Consider the following 17,859-nt stretch of genomic DNA (forward strand, 5'->3'; position numbering starts at 1 on the left):
GTATTGCTGTGCAGTCTAGACGCCCGACAGGCGCGAGGCTATAGTCGCAAATGACATTAATAGAGCTATTTGCGACATGAAAGTGGTCATCTTCGCACTGGACGGCCTGTTCGATACCGGGCTCACGGTCCTGCTGGATACCTTTGCGACTGCCAACGAGCTGGCCGTGGCCCAAGGCTTCGCCGCACCGCCTTTCGATGTCAGAGTCGTTGGCGTGCGCAAACGCATTCGGACCGCGCATGGCTTGTCGACCGCGGTCGAACCCGCGAGCACCGTTAGCCGTCCCGATTGGGTGGTGGTGTCTGCGCCGAATGTCAGACAGCCTGAGCGCCTGATCGAGGCGCTGAGCCGTCCAGACGTGCGCGATACGATGGCGTACCTTCGCAGCTGGCATGCCGACGGCGTCGGCGTCGCGGCTGCCTGTATCGGGACTTTCCTGCTGGCCGAAGCCGGACTTCTGGATAACCGCGAGGCGACAACCACGTGGTCGCTCGCGCCTTTCTTCCGCCAACGCTATCCGGCTGTCAATCTGGACGATTCGCGCATGGTCGTCGCCTCACAACGCGTGGTGACGGCGGGTTCCGCGATCGGTCATCTCGACCTTGCGCTCTGGTTGCTGCGTCAGGCAAGCCCCGAACTGGCGACGCTGGTTGCCCGGTTCATGCTCATAGACAAGCGTTCTTCCCAGTCCGAATACATCATTCCGGATCACCTCGCTCACGCCGATCCGCTGGTCGCGCGATTCGAGCGATGGGCTCGCGACAATCTTTCGGCAGGGTTTTCGCTTCAGGCGGCAGCGGCAGCGTTGTCGATCGGACCGCGCACTTTGCAGCGCCGTACCGAGGCCGTGCTCGGTAAGTCGCCACTGGCCTTCTTTCAGGATTTGCGAATCGAGCGGGCGCAGAACCTCGTCTCAATCGGCTACGACCTCGAGAGAATTGCGAGCGAGGTGGGTTACGCCGACTCGGCGACGTTGCGGACTTTGCTGCGCCGAAGGCTCGGCCGCGGGGTGCGCGAACTTCGAGCCGAAATGCGCTAGCGTTCCGACGATGGTTCGCCGAACCATCGCGACTTGATCAGAACAGCCGGTGGTCAACCGGTTTCGTTTCGGTATAGCTGCCAACGCGCTCTCAACGCGAACGAAGTCACATCGCCATTCTCTTCGGATGGAGTGCGCCGTCACTTGCTCAAAGCAAAGATTTCCCTTGGGCCAGAATCTTGTCGCAGACCTGTTTCGTGATCTGCTCCTTCAGACCGCCGCCACTCAGGTCCACCTGCTTACCGTCGCCACTGTTCAGGATGCCTTTGGCGCCGTCGGTGTACCCGCTGTCGCTCGACGATGAACCGCCCGGCAGCTTGCTCATGAGCCCATCTTTGATCGACGACGCGCCGCCACCGAGATAGTTGTTCTTGATACAAAATTCAAGCACGCCCGCGACATTGCCCGTGCTGCCGGACGTTAGCGACTGCAACGACAACCCGCTGCCTAAACCGCCCAGGCTGTCGAGTCCACCAGCGGCGGCGCCATTTCCACTCTGATTGAGAAGGTTGCCGAGTTGGGCGTGGGCGGTTGGAAAATAGAGCAATGTAGCGACCAGGAGCCCGTTGGCCCAGGTGCGACGGTTGCATGCGATCATGGAAGCCCTCTTGCCGTGGAGTGAAGGTAGTCTTCACTATAGTGCCTTACGGACTTAAACAAAGAACGAGGTCATCGACGATTCGAACAGGCCCCGCGCCCTGCATGTGCCAACGCCAGCGCCAATCTCGCCCCGACTTCGGCATTGTGTTTGATGAGCGCGATGTTTGTCGTCAGGCTGCGTCCACTCGTCAATGCCTTGATGCGAGCCAGCAGGAAGGGCGTCACGGCTTTACCGGTGATACCTTTCTCCGTGGCCTCCGCGAGCGCCTGCTGGGTCAGCGCGTCGATCTCCTCGGACTTCATCGCTGCCGCTTCCGGCACTGGCGTACTCAACACCACGCCGCCCGCGAGACCCAAGTCCCACTTGGTGCGGATGAAGCGCGCCTGCTCCGCCGCGTCGTCCAGCCTGAGGTCCGCGCGAAAACCGCTGTCGCGCGTGTAAAACGCGGCGAAATTGTCCTGCTCGCAACTGAGCACCGGCACGCCGTTCGTTTCCAGGTATTCCAACGTGAGTCCGATGTCGAGAATGGACTTCGCACCCGCACAAACCACCGCCACCGAAGTCTTCGCCAGTTCCTGCAGGTCGGCCGAAATGTCGAAGCTTTCCGGCGCGCCCCGGTGCACGCCGCCAATGCCTCCGGTCACGAAGACCTCGATGCCGGCCAAGGCGGCGCATATCATCGTGCCGGCTACCGTCGTGGCGCCAAGGCCGCCGCCGGCCAGCACGGCCGGCAGATCGCGGCGGCTGACCTTGTGTACCTGGTCCGAGCGCCCGAGCAGTTCCAGTTCGTCGTTCGAAAGGCCGATGCGGATTCGCCCGTCGATCAATGCGATAGTCGCGGGCTCGGCACCCAGCCCGCGGATCACGGCCTCCACTTCGCGCGCAGTGCGAACGTTCTCAGGATAGGGCATGCCGTGAGCGATGATGGTCGATTCCAGCGCGACGAGCGGGCGGCCGGCAGCCTGTGCAGCGGCCACAGCTCCGCTGAAACTCAACCATGAGTGAGCAAGGTTCGTCATCGTCACGATCTTCCCGGCGGTATATTTCGTTTAAGTATGCAACAAGAGGCGGCCGCAAGGTTCACTCGTTGCAGCGCGATGGCGCTTATCATTAGAGAAGTGTCTGGCCGCCCTTGCTGGAAGCGTTTGTTGAAGCACGGCGGTGCGCCGCGCAACGGTACTCCTGATGAAAAAGGACAGACGCTTGATGTCCTGAACGTGTTGGATGGTCGATGTCGGGTCCCGGAGGTGCCATGTCGCCGCTACACGCAACCAATCTGCTCCAGTCGAACGAAGGTGCCCGTCTTCATGGCCCCGAACTCGACCGCTGGCGCCGCTGGGGGCCTTATCTGAGCGAGCGGCAATGGGGCACTGTTCGCGAAGACTACAGCGAACACGGCACCGCATGGGACTACTTTCCGCACGATCATGCGCGCAGCCGCATGTACCGCTGGGGCGAGGACGGCATTGCCGGATTCGGCAACGACCCACTCGACTGGTGCGTATCGCTCGCGCTCTGGAACGGCCACGATCCGATCATCAAGGAACGGCTCTTTGGGTTGGCGAATGAGGAGGGCAATCACGGCGAGGACGTGAAGGAGCTTTACTTCTATCTCGACGGCACGCCGACGCATTCGTACATGAAGATGCTGTACAAGTATCCTCATGACGCGTACCCGTACCAGGACCTCATCGACGAAAATCTGCGGCGCGGCGCGGACCAGCCCGAATATGAAATCCTCGATACGGGCGTGTTCGACGACAACCGATACTTCGACGTTTGCGTGGAGTATGCGAAGCACACCCCTGACGATATCGTGATGCGGGTGACCGTCGAAAACCGCGCGGATCAGCGCGCGGCGCTTCATCTACTGCCGCAATTCTGGGCGCGCAACAGATGGGCCTGGTCGGGTAAGCCCGGCAAGCCGTCGCTTACGCTGGAGTCGAATAGCGAGGATGGCGCGTGTGTCGTCGCGCGCCACCCCGCACTCGCAACGATGATCGTGACGGCGTCTGCGCAACAGCCGATCGAGTGGCTCTTCTGCGAAAACGAAACGAATGTGCGCCGGATTTTCGGCGTCGATGGAGCAGGGCCGTTTAAAGACGGCTTCAACGACTACCTCGTTGACGGCGACGAGCACGCAATCCGGCGCGACAAGGGCACTCGTGCCGCCGCGCATGTGGCCCTGCAGTTTGCGCCACATGAGTGCTCGGTGCTGTACCTGCGCTGGCGTCCCGAAGCGGCTGCGGACGCCGCGCATCTCGACATGCCAGCGCTTTTCACGCGCCGGCAAGAGGAAGCCGACGAATTCTACGCGGCGCTTCAGCACGACATCGCCGACGCCGATGCGCGGCTCGTGCAGCGCCAGGCGCTCGCCGGCATGCTGTGGTCGAAGCAGTACTACCAGTTCGACGTGACGCGCTGGCACGACGGCGACCCTGGCCAACCGGCGCCACCGAGAGCTCGCAGGAACGGCCGCAATGCGGACTGGCGGCACATGTGCAATGGCGACATCGTGTCGATGCCCGACAAGTGGGAGTACCCGTGGTACGCGTCGTGGGATCTCGCTTTTCATGCGGTCGCGTTCGCCATGATCGATCCCGACTTCGCGAAGAAGCAATTGCTGCTGCTCGTGAAGGAGCGCTATATGCATCCGAATGGACAATTACCCGCCTACGAGTGGGCGTTCGGCGACGCCAACCCACCGGTGCATGCGTGGGCCACATGGCGCGTGTATGAACTCGACCGCGAGGTGACGGGCGTCGGCGATCACGCGTTTCTTGAAGTCATGTTCCACAAGCTCCTGCTCAATTTCTCGTGGTGGGTCAACCGCAAGGACGCCGATGATCACAACATCTTTCAGGGCGGCTTTCTTGGGCTCGACAACGTGGGCATCTTCGACCGGTCTTCGCCGCTGCCCACCGGCGGGCGCATCGATCAGGCGGATGGCACGGCATGGATGGCCTCGTACGCACTCGACCTGATGCAGATCGGCCTCGAACTCGCAATGACGAACAGCGCGTATGTTGAAATTGCGGTGAAGTTCTTCGAGCACTTTTTGTATATCGCGGAAGCGGTCAGTTGCAGCGAAGGGTGCAAAACGGGGCTATGGGACGGACAGGACGAGTTCTTCTACGACGTACTTCACCTGCCAAACGGAACCCGTGTGCCAATGCGCATTCGTTCGATTGTCGGGTTGATTCCGATGTTCGCCGTTCACGTGTTAGAGGATCGCGTGTACGGTCATCTGCCGGGATTGCGCGAACGGCTAACCTGGTTTCTCGATCATCGACCGAATCTGGCTAAGCTGGTGTCGCGCTGGACCGAACCCGGCAAGGGCAATACCACGCTGCTGTCGTTGTTGCGTGGACACCGGATGACGACACTGCTGCGCCGCGCGCTCGACGAAAACGAATTTCTCTCCAAGCACGGCGTGCGAGCGCTGTCGCTCGTGCATCGCGATACACCTTATGTCTTCGACCATGACGGCGTGAATGTCTGCATTCAATATCAGCCGGCCGAATCGGACTCGCGCGTTTTCGGCGGCAATTCGAACTGGCGCGGGCCGGTCTGGATTCCTGTCAACTACCTGCTGATCGAATCGCTATATGAGTTCCATCGCTACTACGGCGATGAATTCCGCATCGACTATCCGACAGGATCGGGCAAGCGTTGTTCGCTGAGCGAGATTGCCGACGACCTTGCGCGGCGCGTCACCACGCTCTTTCTTAAAGATGCGCGAGGTGTGCGGCCCGTGATGGCTGCTTATCCGATGCTGCAGGCCGACCCGCGTTCGCAGGATCTCATCCTGTTTCATGAGTACTTTCACGGTGACAACGGACGCGGCGTCGGCGCTTCGCACCAGACCGGCTGGAGCGGGCTCGTCGCGCTGCTGCTTCAGCCGCGCATGATGAAGCTGTCGCATGTAGCGGCCGATGTTGCGTCGGCGGATGCGGCGGTGGGGGAAGATGCCGCGTCCGCTGCGGCGCGGTAACTATTCGTAGCCGAGCTTGTGGCTCAGAATGGGCGCGAAAAAGAGTGCAACCGCTGAGCCCGCCGCCTTACCTTCGAGTTCCGCGGCCGCAGCCGCGGCTCGCATTCCGTACGAGTGCGCGAACAGATCAAATAACTGGGGTACGCAGTAAAGTACTGCAATCGCAATGCAATAAGATTGCACGACGGATATGCGCCAACCCTTCTCGACGGCGACAGCGGCGCAGACAATGCGCAGAATGGCGAACAATACGAGCGCACCCACGGCTGCCTGTTCTCGGACCAGATACTCTGGAATAAACTCGCCCATAACTTCCTGTGCGCCCGCTACGTTAAACCGCCTTGAATGAAAACCGTCCGTTCGAAGTTTGCGGTCGAATGGTCGACTGACTTGGGACAATCGCTCTTCGACGCCGAGAGACGGCGCGACAGGTTTTGATATTACCGATGCCGCGCTAGCGGCACGAAGGCGCGGCTGAATGAACCATAGTCTTGGCCGATATCGTCAAGATTCACCGGCCGCCGGACGAATGCCCATTCCTTCGGTCGCAAAACCTGCGGAGGTGTTGGACGTATCCGCGGCAGATCAGTCTGTCAGCCTGCGGCCACTGGCGAGCGCGCAAGCAGATATTCCTCGAAATCGGCGGCCACTTCCGGGTGACGCAAGGCAAACTCGACGGTTGCCTTCAGATAACCCAGCTTGCTGCCGCAGTCGAAACGCGTGCCGTGATACTTGTACGCCAGCACCTGTTCGTCGGCGAGCAGCGACTGAATCGCGTCCGTGAGTTGCAATTCGCCACCTGCGCCCGGCTTCAACGCACGCAGATGGTCGAAGATGCGCGGCTTCAGCACATAGCGGCCGACCACGCCGAGATTCGACGGCGCCACGCTCGGCTCCGGCTTTTCGACGATGCCCGACATCTTGATGATCGAGTCTTCCCACTCCCTGCCGTCGACGATACCGTACGACTTCGTCTCCTGAGCCGGGATCTCTTCGACGCCGATCACCGAGCTGTGATAGTGGTCGAACACCTCGATCATCTGCGTCATGACGGGCGGCGTGCCATACAGCAAGTCGTCCGCGAGAATCACGGCGAACGGGTTGTCGCCCACCAGCTTTTCGGCGCACATCACCGCGTGGCCCAGGCCCAGCGCTTCCGGCTGACGTACGTAGAAACAGTCCACATGGCTCGGCTTGATGCTGCGCACGAGTTCCAGCAGCTTGTCCTTGCCGCGCGCCTCGAGTTCGGCCTCGATTTCATATGACTTATCGAAGTGGTCCTCGATCGCACGCTTGCTGCGGCCCGTGACGAAGATCATTTCGGTGATGCCGGCCGCCATTGCCTCTTCGACCGCGTACTGGATCAGCGGCTTGTCGACAATCGGAAGCATCTCTTTCGGGCTCGCCTTCGTGGCGGGAAGGAACCGGGTGCCGAGACCCGCCACCGGAAATATGGCCTTGGTAACTTTGAGCATGAGTTGTCCGGGGTGTTCGCGATACAGACGTTAGAGAGTAGCCGGCCTTCCAAGACGGGCCAAAGCGAAGCTGACCAGGCAGCGTTTGCGTAGTGTCGGATAGATCGACTCGGGTGGTCGAGCGTAACCATAGAGGCGAAAACCGGCTATGGATGCGAGATGGCGGAAGAAGCGCCGCTTTTGGCTAAAGCGGATACGTGAAGGCCTGGCGGGGAGCACCACGGCGCAGGGCGTATAGCGCGTGGATCCATGGCATCGATGACAGCGGCGAGGTTCTGTTGCGATCCAGTCCGCGCATAACGATGCTAGAAATAGTCTCTTCGCGGAAAGTTGGGGAGGAAGGGGCGGCCAACGGAATTGCGACGCGCTTTACCGGAGGAGCTTAGCCGAGACGTACGCTCAGGATTGCTCCGCGGGAGACGGTGCCCTGCCCAAGCGGTAATCGGTGGGTGTCGTCGCAAGATACTTCCTGAATAACTTGGCCAACTGACCGCCGCTGCCAATGCCACAACGTCGTGCAATCTTATCGACAGGCAAGCGCGACTCGACGAGCATCCGGCAACTCATGTTAAGACGAGCGCGAAGCAGATAGTCGGAGGGGGTCATCCCGATCTCGCTCTTGAAGCGGCGCAGGAAGTTGCGCTCGCTCATCGCGGCCACCTTCGCGGCCGCGTCGATAGAAACGGGCCGGTCGACGTTTGCCTCCAACCAGCGCGCCGACGTCATGATCTTTTCACTGACTTTGGGCGCTCCGCTGCGGGAAATGGACGTGTCCCAAGGCACATCCTGCTGAGGGGCAACCGATTCAGCGACATGACGCGCCACTTCCAGTCCCATATCCTCTTCCACGATACGCAGTGCTGTGGCGACCTCGGTCGGGGCTTCGCTCAGTGCTCGTGCCTGATAGTAGTCGCCCGTTTCATTCTCGCCATATAAGAGGGCACAGTAGCGGCTGGGAAGCTTTGCTGCTTCCAGTAACAGCCTGCCCTCGGCGATCGGATGAACGATCTCGCTGAACGGATGCCTGCGGCGCAGCCAATTGCTAAGGCGTTCGTCGCGGCACGCATGCGGTACACCCGCGCCGCCTGCAATGAACAGCAGATGTCTGTCATTCCTGACCTGATGCGACTCGACGCTTTCAGTCCAGACGAACACCGAAGACGAGCTTGCGATGCGGCCGCCTGCCGCCGACAGCAAAGAGACGTCGTAACGCGCGCGATGTAATTGCTGTGATGCGCTGAACGCATTCGCTTTCTGGAAAATCTCGATAATTGCCGCGACTTTTGGCAGCGCAAACCCGTTAAATAACGCTATGTCGACGTGAGTCATCTCACGCGTCTGTGTTCTCACGGCACTTTGCCGCGAACAGCGCGGCAGAGTATGTACCAGCTCCATTTGTTTTCCCCCGGAATGTTTTAGCCTTCGAAGCCCCGCCCTGGACTCTGTGTTTTTCTTATCTTTTGCATGCTAACCATCAATTTTAGCGTAATTATTACATGTCCGATTTGGCCAACACATTGGCTGTTCACGACCCGGCTGCAGAAATTCCGTTTTAGCGGAGAGAATCCGTTGTCCGATACATCTGTAATCCATTTGGACGGGATTTATGCGTATATGCATAAATTTGCCCGTGAAATGAGACGGAGTGTATAGCGCATTTATAGATATGGGTTATGCGAGAACGCGATATAAAACGAATCGCCAGAACGGTGGCCGCCGCTCCGCTCAACCTGTACGGGATGTCACTCGAGCCGATCTTTTTCAAGGTAGGGCTTTCCTGGGGTAATTTGCGGCAAAAACTCCAGCTATCATGGGACTGCCACTGCCAGTTCACCCGCCTGAAAACCGGATCCAAGCAGAATTTTTCGGCGGTTTGCCATTTTCTCAACGCGCAGGGCTAAATAAGTCCCGAACGTAGCCGATAACGCATTCATGCGTATAGAAGAAATTCAGACAATCGTTAGTGCCGCTTCCGAGACGGCCGACTCCATCGTCGGCGCGCGTGAGTGGACTACGGCCGAAGATGCGAGTGCTATGCGCGATCTGATCTTCTGGGACATGCTTGCCAAACAATTGCCCGATATAAGCGTTGCCGATCTGCTGGCCATTCTTAAATAGCACCGTGCGAGGCTCGTTCAAGGTGAAGCAACATTTCGCATCGCACGGGTCCTACTGTTTCCGCTCCACTCAATTCATGTACCACTTGTCGACGTATCGGGTAAATGCGTAGATCGTGTCCGCTTTCAGCACAACGTCTTTAGATGAACGCGTCACGATGCCAGATCCGTGAACGATCGTCACATTTGGATTACCCAGTACGCGAATCGTTTGACCATCGGCAGCGCCGGAAAAATACGAGATGTCCGTGGGCGTCATGTAGTTATCAAGCACAACGAGACCTGAGCCGGTGACGTTGACGATCCGCGTCCCAGCCGGAGGCTTAATGGTGAGCGGCGCGCCTGACACGCTCGACCCTTCATGGTTCTGCACCAGGAATAATCCAGCCTGATTGAAACTGCCCGCGCAGGCGAAGTATTGATTACGCGCATCCGGATCGGATTCGCTGACGTAGTCCTCGAAACCATACTTCTGAAGACGTTCTTTTCGGCCCTCGGAGCGGCATGAGGTCAGCACGTTCGAGCGCGACTTCGACGACATGTAGAAGCCGCTGTAGGTGCCGACCTCGGCGGAACTATTGTTGTAGCCGAAGCATGTGCTCCATATGGCGCTGCCATCCACATAGAAGCCGTGGCCGATATTGGAGTCGCCACGGCATTGCGAAATGCGGTGCTGTGATCCTCGCAACGGTGCGATGTAGATACCGCGCTCGGCATCCTCGCCAATGCAATTCGACAGGAAGTTGTTTGCCCCGCCCACGACAATCCCGCACAGAAGAAGGTCCGGCGTGACCAGACCGCGACCCGCGATCAGAGAAGGGTTGGCTTCGATGCGGTTGAGGAAATCGTCGGTGCCGAACGTTTCGATGCATCCGGAAATTCGGTCGCGCTGGCGATTGAGCAAGACGTTCGTCGTCAGAATATCTTCAAACACGACACCAAACCCTGCGAGGTGCTGAAAGCCCTGATCGGCGAAATTGTTGGCGGTGCAACGTCGTAGAGCCGCCCATTTGACCAGTTGAAAGCGCACCCCGCCACCGGGGAAATTGGCGCCGCGTCCTTCGAAATTAATGCCGCTGATGCCGATTCCGCGTACGAGTGCCGTTGGCGTATCGACCACGAAGCCGTGGTCTGCCTGTACCAGCGTTACGCCGGAAATGTGGCCCGGAAGATAGCCGAACATCGTGCTACTCGATACGAGCGACACGCCGTTCTTCAAAATGACATTGCAGCGATAGCGCCCGGCAGGAAAGCGAACCACACCGCCGCCACGTGCTTCGAGCAGGTCGATCGCAGACTGGATCGCCGCGCTGTCGTCGGTGCGGCCATCGCCCTTTGCACCAAATCGTTTGGGATTGATGTCGGCGTCGTTCAACTCTTCGGCCACCGTCCGGACGATACTCGTCGGCGCGGCCGCCTTGAATGCGATTGATTGAGCGTTGCTTGCTCCAGACGGCGTGTCCTTCGATAACCCCGTATCTACGGATGAAGCGTCCCGTTTCGTTTGCCCGTTGACGGCCGCCGCTGCGCTGAGAATCGTGCCTGCGAGGGCACCCTTGATTGCCTGTCGTCGGTTAGTCACGGTATGACTCTCTGTCGTCGATCATTTATTGCGCGCAACGGCGTTGCTCACGAGTTCCCTGACCAGAACAGTTGGGAAGACTAAAGCGTCGTGTGCATAGCGACGCAACAGACGCCGGGGCTCGGTGACGATCCGGTGCAGCCATTCGAGGCCAGTCCTGCGCATCCAGACCGGCGCGCGCACCTTCTCGCCTGCAATGAAGTCGATCGTCGCGCCCGCGCAGATCGCCACCTTTGCGCTGATGCGCGCCCTGTTTTCATGCACCCATAGCTCCTGCTTGGGCGCACCGAGTCCAACGATCAACAGATCTGGCTCAGCTGCGGCGATTTCGTCGAGAATGCGATCGCACTCGGACGGCAACGTCTCGAATCCGAAAGGAGGGCAGTACGTACCGACTACCAGAACGTTCAACCAGCGTTGCGTAATGATCTGCGCGGCGCGCTCCGCTACACCTGGGCCGGCGCCTAGCAGAAACACGCGCATGGGCTGATTCATTGATCGCGCCTGATGAAGGATACTGGGTACGAGATCGCTGCCGGGCACCGCCTCCTTTAATGCGCGACCCATCATCCGCGATGCGAGCACCAGCGGCTTACCGTCTGCCAGTATCATCGAAGCGTCTGCATACGCAGCCTGGAATGCCAGCGAGTTTCGAAGTTTGACGATATGGTCCACATTCGGCGTGACCACGTAACGACATCTTGTGCGCGGCGATTCAAGCCACCGTGCCAACGTCTTTGCGGCCGTATCCATTGAGATGGCGTCTATCTCTATCCCGAACATCGTGCATTTGGTGGTCATTTAACAGGCCTCAGGTCGATAAGACGTGACGAAGCGCTCTGACAGGATTTATTTCTGCCAGAGAATTTGGATAACTAAGTAACTTAGGACCTTGTGGAATCTCCCTTGTGTCGGCCTGATACACCCAAGATCGCGCGGTGAGATCCGCCGGCCCGCCTCTATAGAAGCAGGCGCGCGCAGCGCTTAAGCGCTATGCGGTGCCGGTTCTGCCATAGCGGTCCTCAAGCCGAACGATGTCGTCCTCGCCGAGATACGCTCCGGATTGAACTTCGATCAGCTCGAGTGGGATCTTTCCCGGATTGAACAGTCGGTGCGATACCCCAACGGGAATATAGGTAGACTGGTTTTCGGTCAACAAGTCTTCGCGGTCGCCGTTCGTAACCAACGCCGTGCCCCTGACCACGATCCAATGCTCGGCCCGATGATGGTGCAGTTGAAGACTCAATTGAGCACCGGGATTGACAACGATCCGTTTGACCTGGAAGCGCTCGCCCTGGTCGATGGATTCATACGAGCCCCACGGGCGCGTCACGCGCCGATGGGTAACGGATTCGCGCCGTCCGGTTGCGTTGAGGCTGTCGACGATAGTCTTCACGTTTTTGGCCAGATCGCGATGCGCGACGAGCACAGCGTCTGCCGTTTCGACGATTACCAGGTCGCTGACGCCAATTGCCGCGACCATGCGGTGTTCAGCGCGGATATAGGAATTCGATACGGAATCTTGCAGCACGTCGCCTATAAGCGCATTGCGCTGCTCGTCTTGCGGCGCAATCTCATGCAGTGCGGACCACGATCCGATATCGCTCCAGCCAAGATCGTCCACAGAGATAACCGCCGCGCGATCGGTACGCTCAAGAACTGCGTAGTCCACCGAGATGCTGGGACATTCGGTGAAGGCATCTTTGCCGAGCCTGAAAAATTGCAGGTCAGGACGTGCATCTTTGTATGCTTGGTCCGCGAGACGGGCAACGTCTGGCTCGTATCGTTTCAGTTCGTCCAGGTAGACGGCCGCGCCAAACAGGAAAATCCCGCTGTTCCACAGGTAATCGCGACTAGCCAGCAACTCGGCAGCGAGCGCGGCGTCAGGTTTCTCGACGAAGGCGCTGACGTTGTATGCCTCGTGCTCCATGTCCGCCAACGACTCACCCTTGCGGATGTATCCAAACCCGGTGTGCGGCGCAGTCGGCACCACTCCAAATGTGACGAGCCGTCCATCGCGCGCCAGAGCTATGCCGGTTTCGACGGCACTGTGAAACGCGTCTACGTTTTGAATGACGTGATCGGACGGCAGTACCAGCAACAGTGCCTTGGGATCATCCTGGACAGCGAAATGTGCCGCGGCCGCAATCGCCGCTGCGGTGTTTCTCGAAACTGGCTCAAGAATGATCGCTGAGACGTCGAGAGCGATTTCCTTTAATTGATCGGCAAGCTGAAAGCGGTATTCGGCATTTGAAACCAAAACCGGCGGCTTAGTGTTGTCGAGGGCATTGACGCGTTTCAGCGTAGTCTGCAACAGCGAGTGCTCGCCCGCCAGCGTAAGAAACTGTTTTGGTTGACCGCCACGAGACATCGGCCACAACCGCGTGCCACTGCCGCCACATAGAACAACTGGGAAAATGCTCATGTGCTTCTATCCTGTGTGCCTCGTTCGGTGTGACTCTACTGAGCAACCTATGTGTTGTGCGTCGACTGTCTTTATTCGACATACTTTTGGCAGATCCGGGTAACCCACTACAACCGCTTTGAAATTGGGCTTCGTGAGACATGTCGGGCCTATTGCCGGCCGGCTACCGAAGGATAGTCTCGATAGGCGAGAAGCATGAAGATGAAGATAGACAGACCGAGTGGTTCGATCATTAGCAAGCCGGCGAAAACGGCAAAAACAAGTGGCGCCATAGATCCGAAATCCCTACGCACCCGGAGCCAGAGAACCCAGCAATAGATCACGGTGACAGGTACCCCGTATTTGTAGATCATGCCGGTAATCGAGTTCGATATGCCGGCGTCGTTCTCCTTGATGTACCCATACTCGTCCAGTGCAAGTGCGTTGTAGGCGTCGAGATCGCCGCTTGGACGGCCGAGCAGCAAGCTGTCAGCCGCGGCGCGCGCCCCGAGTGTCATGTCGTTGATTCGCACGGTGATACTCGAGTCGCCTTGCAGCGAGCGGCCGAAGAGGGTGGAGAAGGCGTCGTCGATCGCGCCAGGGGCGGCCAGTACAAGTGCCACCACAATGCCCAACATGACGGCTGCGAGATTTGCGAGCCGCGGCTGGCGCTGATGCACGTAACAATAGGCAGCGAATGGCATCAAGACCGACAGGGCTCCCATGGATTGAGTGGAGAGAGCAGCCAGAATAAATACCCAATTGGGTCGTTTCTTGTACTTCAGACAGTTGTATGCAAAGGCCATCGTCAGCATGACGCCGTAAACACCGGCTTCCCAGAAGATGCCCTGATTGCGGTAGTGATTGAAGCGCTGAAGATCGGTCGAGCGGACGTAGAGAAGGCCGAAGACCGTGCTGTATTCGTCATCGATATGGCGTGCGATGCCGGGGGCCACGTACGCGAGCGGATAAAGGACCAGCGAGATGATCGCCATGTAATACATTACATCGACGAAAAGCTCGCGGAAGTCGCGGCGTGTCCGCTTGAAATAGATGCACGCGACGCCCGCGATTAGCGCTTTTAGAATGACGAAAAGTTCCTTGTCGTCGATCTGAAAATCCTGCGCGTAGCTGGCAACGAAGATCGCGATAACCAGAATCCCGTAGCTTCCACGGATCGCTCGAGGAAAACGTACGGATACCAGGAAGCTGCAAAATAGAACGACGACGATTGCGGCGATCATCGCGGAATTACCAACGCGAACCACAACGATCCAACCGCCGCTGACAAGCAGGATTGCGGTCAGCAGTAACGAGGCGCGGATTTCGCGCCGGAAGAGGGCACTAAGCATGATTGATTTCGGTTGTGACACTAGCGGGACAGGCGTTACGCGCAGAAGGCCCGCCCTTTAACCATTCCATATGATCCGGATGCCAGTGGCGAACCACGCGGGCAGGTGCGCCGACGGCGACGCAGAAATCGGGGATGTCGCTTGTGACGACGGCGTTAGCGCCGATCACACAGTTGCGGCCAATTCTGGCTCCGAGTATTACGACGTTCTCGCCAATCCACGAGCCATCCCCGATGCTGACCGGGCGGCGCTGAATCAGGTTTTGCGTCTTGACCGGTTTGTGGATGTCTTCGTATCCGTGAATATAGTCGGCGACATAGACCCGGTCGGCGATCAGTACGTCGCATCCGATTTCGATCGACTGGGTGACAATAATATGTGCGCTGTTGCCGATGTATACACGGTCGCGGATCTCAAGTCTGGGTTGCACGGAGAACGCGTGAATCGTCTCGATCCATGCGAAGTTGTTAATGAAGACGTCAGTGCCGATCGCGATGTTGTCCGATCCGTCGATCCGGATTGGCCTGAGAATGCGGGAACGTGCCCCGAACCGAGTGAAGAAAAATGGATACACGATGCTCTGAAGTGACGTCCGAAGACGATTCCGGATCTTGAAGAAGATGCCTATATTCACGTGTCTATTCCGTTTGTGTACGTTTGGCGTGGGGCTTCAGGAGGGTGGTGATCTCACGTCGGTAGAACGACAGCGACGGATAGACGCAGATACCCAGAACCTTCCACGCCACAAGTCCCTCTACGAGTTTTTCGCCTGCCAGTGCAAGAGCGGTAGCGAGTGCCGCGCCGGTCCCGCCAAGCGCCGGCACGAGAAACGCGGCAAGGGCAATGCACGCCAGGGTCGCTATCACCATCGCATTACGGATGACTCTCTCCAGTCCGTGAACGACCAGTAAGGGACGTATTGAACCGCTTGCGACCACGGCGAGTTGTCCCGCGCTCAAAAATAGAAGGGGGCCGTAACCCGCCCCAAAGTCATTGCCGAATAGTCGCAGCAGGTGGTGGCCCGATATGACCAGGACGACGAAAAGACCCGACACCAGGATCAGCAGTGCAGCCGATACTCGTTGAACAATCCACTCGATGTCGTGCTTGCTGGCGGTGCCACGCATCATCGAAAGTTTTGGCCCCACTAGCGCGTCGATGGGTGGGATCAGGAAGCCCGAAAGCGTCAGCGCAACGCGTTGTGCGACCGAATAACCGCCCACGTCGGAAGGAGAAGAGTGAATGCCCAGCGCAAAAACCGCGATCCAGAGCAGCGCCATCTGGCAGGTGTTGCCGATCAGCAGCGGCAGTGCTGGCCGCAGTAATTGGACATTCCATACCGGGCCGATCGGACTGGTGAGACCACCGGCGCTGCGCATGAACCTGCTGAAGGGAATGTACGCAATAGCGAGGTTGACGGTTGATGCGCCAACGAAGATATACGCCGCCGTCACCGCGTTCGAGGGCGGCATGCAGAATAGTGAAAGGAACGAGATGAGCGGTACCCAAAGGCTGAACACGGCAATGCTTCTTTCCGGCTTGCCGATGATCTGCAGAAACGGTACGTGCATCATCGCGATCGAAGTCGGTAATAACGCTACCGCGAACCACACCAATACAGAGACAAGTTCCTGCTTATCAAAGACATACAGCGCCAGGGGTTTCGATAGAAGAATGACCGTCAGCGTGAGGGCGAGACTCGCGACAGCGGCGAGGAGCATGGTTTGGCGGTACAAGCTTCGTAGCTGTGTCCACTGACGATCGCGTACCATCGGACCGCCCTCGCGAATCACGATCTGTTCGAGGCCGAGCCGGCAGAATGTCGACAGCACCGACAGAAACCCCAGGCCAATCATGTAGAGACCCGTCTGCGACGCGCCGAGATAACGGCCGAGAAAGATCACGAACGAAAAATTCGTCACTGCGCCCGAGAGTCTGAAGACGAAACTCGACGCAATACGTTTGGCAATGCTCGGCGACGGCGGAAGTCCGGCTGCTGTCATAACTGTTTATCGAGTCTCAACGCGGAGCGACTCGATTACGCGCGCAGCGATACCGCGCGTATAGCCGAGATCGACGTCGGTAAAGTGGCCGGGGAAGAAGTACCGGTTGACCAGCGCGCCAAGCAACATGTTCGGGGCGGGATTCGACCTGTCGGTGGGGTGTTCGATCAGATGGCCGAGTTCGGCTGGCGTACGTGCCGGCAGAATTCCGTTGAGATGATCGTAAAACGATTCGCCGAGCACGATGACCCTGTGGCCGGCCGCGAAAGCATCAAGTCCCGTCAACGAGTTGACCGTGACCGTTATACATGTCCGGGCAATATCCTCGGGGAGCGACCGGCCGCTGAGTTCGATTCTCTCCAGGCGTTCCACTAGCGCGTAGAATGCCGCGCTGTATTTGCGGCGGTACAGCGGATGTTCACGGACGACGACTTTCCAGTCGGGTGGGATACCGGCCATGACGAACTCGATCAATCCAGCGTCGCTGAGCTGAAGTGGATTGTGATAGATGTTGTTCGCGTCTTCGGGCACCTGCATTGCGAGCAGGAGAGTCTTTCGCCGGTCGGACACGGTGTCCGATTGGCGCACCAATGCCTTGTAACGCGCAGACGGGCACTTCTCCAGGCGATACGGTCGGAGATCGGGAGGCAGCAACCCGGTAAGCCGCGATTGTGCAACGACAAGCTTGTCGACCATCGAGTACAGACGATTGTTCCATCTCGGACGCTGACTAGGTACGACCAACTCAGGACCCGTCGCAGGAAGATCGGCAAGAGCCGTACGGAACGAACAATTCGCGTTGACTCCCTCGCGATCCAGTAGCGTGGTGCGATACGGTCCCTGCTCGAAAAACCACGTCGTCGCACGCGAATCGGCCAGGGTGCGCATCAACACCTCGGCGGGCAAACGTGTGTCGCCACTCAGGATGGCTACGTCCGGATCGAACTGCTCGATCACCGATCGGCTCACGTCGAGCATTTTCCGTGCGTGGCGGTCAAGCGCGTCCCGTTGCGGATCGGTCATACCGGGATCGGATGAGTGGAAGCGGATCAGAGCCGAAATGACGTCAGGATCGGTCGAACGGTCCTTCACCCTCTTCAGAAATGCCCTCCACGACAGCGCCTTGGTCGCACGCCCATGCAACCGGAAGTACGCCCACGCACTTGGAAAAACCGCCAGATGGAGAAATTCGACGTTGGGATCCAACTGCTTCCATGCATCCTCTATCGCGCAGAAGAAGCGCGCCATTGGATGGTAGTAAACCAGCGTGACAACTTTAGTTTTCATAGTGT

General features: G+C 58.5%; 16 protein-coding genes. 4 read left to right on the forward strand and 12 right to left on the reverse strand.

From position 1 onward, the window contains the following. Window positions 1-76: 76 nt before the first annotated feature. A complete protein-coding gene (locus B0G71_RS34290; RefSeq protein WP_116147522.1) occupies window positions 77-1,039 on the forward strand; it encodes a GlxA family transcriptional regulator in 963 nt (320 codons plus the stop codon). Window positions 1,040-1,187: 148 nt separating this feature from the next. Here the strand turns inward: B0G71_RS34290 and B0G71_RS34295 are convergent, their stop codons facing one another. Next, entirely contained in the window at window positions 1,188-1,637 is a 450-nt protein-coding gene (locus tag B0G71_RS34295) for a DUF2501 domain-containing protein (RefSeq protein ID WP_116147524.1), read from the reverse strand. A gap of 71 nt (window positions 1,638-1,708) precedes the next feature. After that, window positions 1,709-2,659 carry a pseudouridine-5'-phosphate glycosidase gene (locus B0G71_RS34300; RefSeq protein WP_116147526.1) on the reverse strand — a complete coding sequence of 317 codons (951 nt, stop codon included), beginning with the start codon at window positions 2,657-2,659 and terminating at the stop codon, window positions 1,709-1,711. Between the two features lie 233 nt (window positions 2,660-2,892). Here B0G71_RS34300 and B0G71_RS34305 point away from each other — a divergent pair, with 233 nt between their 5' ends. Then, window positions 2,893-5,634: an MGH1-like glycoside hydrolase domain-containing protein gene (locus B0G71_RS34305; protein WP_116147528.1), complete on the forward strand. Its 2,742-nt coding sequence runs from the start codon at window positions 2,893-2,895 to the stop codon at window positions 5,632-5,634. Here the strand turns inward: B0G71_RS34305 and B0G71_RS34310 are convergent, their stop codons facing one another. From B0G71_RS34310 to B0G71_RS34320, 3 genes are all read right to left on the reverse strand, one after another. Next, complete coding sequence (locus B0G71_RS34310) at window positions 5,635-5,943, reverse strand: hypothetical protein (protein ID WP_116147530.1); 309 nt, start codon at window positions 5,941-5,943, stop codon at window positions 5,635-5,637. A gap of 284 nt (window positions 5,944-6,227) precedes the next feature. Beyond that, the gene (gene galU, locus B0G71_RS34315) at window positions 6,228-7,109 is read right to left on the reverse strand and encodes a UTP--glucose-1-phosphate uridylyltransferase GalU (RefSeq protein WP_116147532.1); all 882 of its coding nucleotides are present in this window, start codon (window positions 7,107-7,109) and stop codon (window positions 6,228-6,230) included. Between the two features lie 399 nt (window positions 7,110-7,508). Then, complete coding sequence (locus tag B0G71_RS34320) at window positions 7,509-8,504, reverse strand: helix-turn-helix domain-containing protein (RefSeq protein ID WP_116147534.1); 996 nt, start codon at window positions 8,502-8,504, stop codon at window positions 7,509-7,511. Between the two features lie 278 nt (window positions 8,505-8,782). Here B0G71_RS34320 and B0G71_RS34325 point away from each other — a divergent pair, with 278 nt between their 5' ends. Both B0G71_RS34325 and B0G71_RS34330 read left to right on the forward strand, forming a co-directional pair. Then, complete coding sequence (locus B0G71_RS34325; RefSeq protein WP_116147536.1) at window positions 8,783-9,010, forward strand: hypothetical protein; 228 nt, start codon at window positions 8,783-8,785, stop codon at window positions 9,008-9,010. A gap of 31 nt (window positions 9,011-9,041) precedes the next feature. Beyond that, a complete protein-coding gene (locus B0G71_RS34330; RefSeq protein WP_106283119.1) occupies window positions 9,042-9,227 on the forward strand; it encodes a hypothetical protein in 186 nt (61 codons plus the stop codon). 69 nt (window positions 9,228-9,296) lie between these two features. Here B0G71_RS34330 and B0G71_RS34335 read toward each other — a convergent pair whose 3' ends face one another. The 7 genes from B0G71_RS34335 to B0G71_RS34365 form a co-directional block, all read right to left on the reverse strand. Continuing rightward, window positions 9,297-10,808, reverse strand: a complete 1,512-nt coding sequence (locus B0G71_RS34335) for a glycosyl hydrolase family 28-related protein (protein ID WP_116147538.1) — start codon at window positions 10,806-10,808, stop codon at window positions 9,297-9,299. Between the two features lie 21 nt (window positions 10,809-10,829). Further along, window positions 10,830-11,609 carry a WecB/TagA/CpsF family glycosyltransferase gene (locus tag B0G71_RS34340; RefSeq protein WP_116147540.1) on the reverse strand — a complete coding sequence of 260 codons (780 nt, stop codon included), beginning with the start codon at window positions 11,607-11,609 and terminating at the stop codon, window positions 10,830-10,832. Window positions 11,610-11,799: 190 nt separating this feature from the next. Next, a complete protein-coding gene (locus B0G71_RS34345) occupies window positions 11,800-13,233 on the reverse strand; it encodes a mannose-1-phosphate guanylyltransferase/mannose-6-phosphate isomerase (protein ID WP_116147542.1) in 1,434 nt (477 codons plus the stop codon). 149 nt (window positions 13,234-13,382) lie between these two features. After that, window positions 13,383-14,564, reverse strand: coding sequence for a hypothetical protein (locus B0G71_RS34350; protein ID WP_116147544.1), 1,182 nt, complete (start codon window positions 14,562-14,564; stop codon window positions 13,383-13,385). Next, window positions 14,557-15,198, reverse strand: a complete 642-nt coding sequence (locus B0G71_RS34355) for a DapH/DapD/GlmU-related protein (protein WP_116147546.1) — start codon at window positions 15,196-15,198, stop codon at window positions 14,557-14,559. Before B0G71_RS34355 ends, B0G71_RS34350 begins: the two co-directional genes overlap by 8 nt. Window positions 15,199-15,202: 4 nt before the next feature. After that, window positions 15,203-16,567 carry a lipopolysaccharide biosynthesis protein gene (locus B0G71_RS34360; RefSeq protein ID WP_116147548.1) on the reverse strand — a complete coding sequence of 455 codons (1,365 nt, stop codon included), beginning with the start codon at window positions 16,565-16,567 and terminating at the stop codon, window positions 15,203-15,205. 6 nt (window positions 16,568-16,573) lie between these two features. Next, window positions 16,574-17,815, reverse strand: a complete 1,242-nt coding sequence (locus B0G71_RS34365) for a capsular biosynthesis protein (RefSeq protein ID WP_258875718.1) — start codon at window positions 17,813-17,815, stop codon at window positions 16,574-16,576. Between the last annotated feature and the right edge of the window lie 44 nt (window positions 17,816-17,859).

The organism is Paraburkholderia sp. BL27I4N3 (assembly GCF_003386115.1).
In the GTDB taxonomy this organism is placed as follows: Bacteria; Pseudomonadota; Gammaproteobacteria; order Burkholderiales; family Burkholderiaceae; genus Paraburkholderia.

Bases quoted from the DNA above. Each gene is read 5' to 3' on its own strand.
- galU (WP_116147532.1), bottom strand. From the start codon at position 7,109: ATGCTCAAAGTTACCAAGGCCATATTTCCGGTGGCGGGTCTCGGCACC.
- B0G71_RS34340 (WP_116147540.1), bottom strand. From the start codon at position 11,609: ATGACCACCAAATGCACGATGTTCGGGATAGAGATAGACGCCATCTCA.
- B0G71_RS34320 (WP_116147534.1), bottom strand. From the start codon at position 8,504: ATGGAGCTGGTACATACTCTGCCGCGCTGTTCGCGGCAAAGTGCCGTG.
- B0G71_RS34295 (WP_116147524.1), bottom strand. From the start codon at position 1,637: ATGATCGCATGCAACCGTCGCACCTGGGCCAACGGGCTCCTGGTCGCT.
- B0G71_RS34300 (WP_116147526.1), bottom strand. From the start codon at position 2,659: ATGACGAACCTTGCTCACTCATGGTTGAGTTTCAGCGGAGCTGTGGCC.
- B0G71_RS34360 (WP_116147548.1), bottom strand. From the start codon at position 16,567: ATGACAGCAGCCGGACTTCCGCCGTCGCCGAGCATTGCCAAACGTATT.
- B0G71_RS34345 (WP_116147542.1), bottom strand. From the start codon at position 13,233: ATGAGCATTTTCCCAGTTGTTCTATGTGGCGGCAGTGGCACGCGGTTG.
- B0G71_RS34365 (WP_258875718.1), bottom strand. From the start codon at position 17,815: ATGGCGCGCTTCTTCTGCGCGATAGAGGATGCATGGAAGCAGTTGGAT.
- B0G71_RS34310 (WP_116147530.1), bottom strand. From the start codon at position 5,943: ATGGGCGAGTTTATTCCAGAGTATCTGGTCCGAGAACAGGCAGCCGTG.
- B0G71_RS34350 (WP_116147544.1), bottom strand. From the start codon at position 14,564: ATGCTTAGTGCCCTCTTCCGGCGCGAAATCCGCGCCTCGTTACTGCTG.
- B0G71_RS34325 (WP_116147536.1), top strand. From the start codon at position 8,783: ATGCGAGAACGCGATATAAAACGAATCGCCAGAACGGTGGCCGCCGCT.
- B0G71_RS34290 (WP_116147522.1), top strand. From the start codon at position 77: ATGAAAGTGGTCATCTTCGCACTGGACGGCCTGTTCGATACCGGGCTC.
- B0G71_RS34305 (WP_116147528.1), top strand. From the start codon at position 2,893: ATGTCGCCGCTACACGCAACCAATCTGCTCCAGTCGAACGAAGGTGCC.
- B0G71_RS34330 (WP_106283119.1), top strand. From the start codon at position 9,042: ATGCGTATAGAAGAAATTCAGACAATCGTTAGTGCCGCTTCCGAGACG.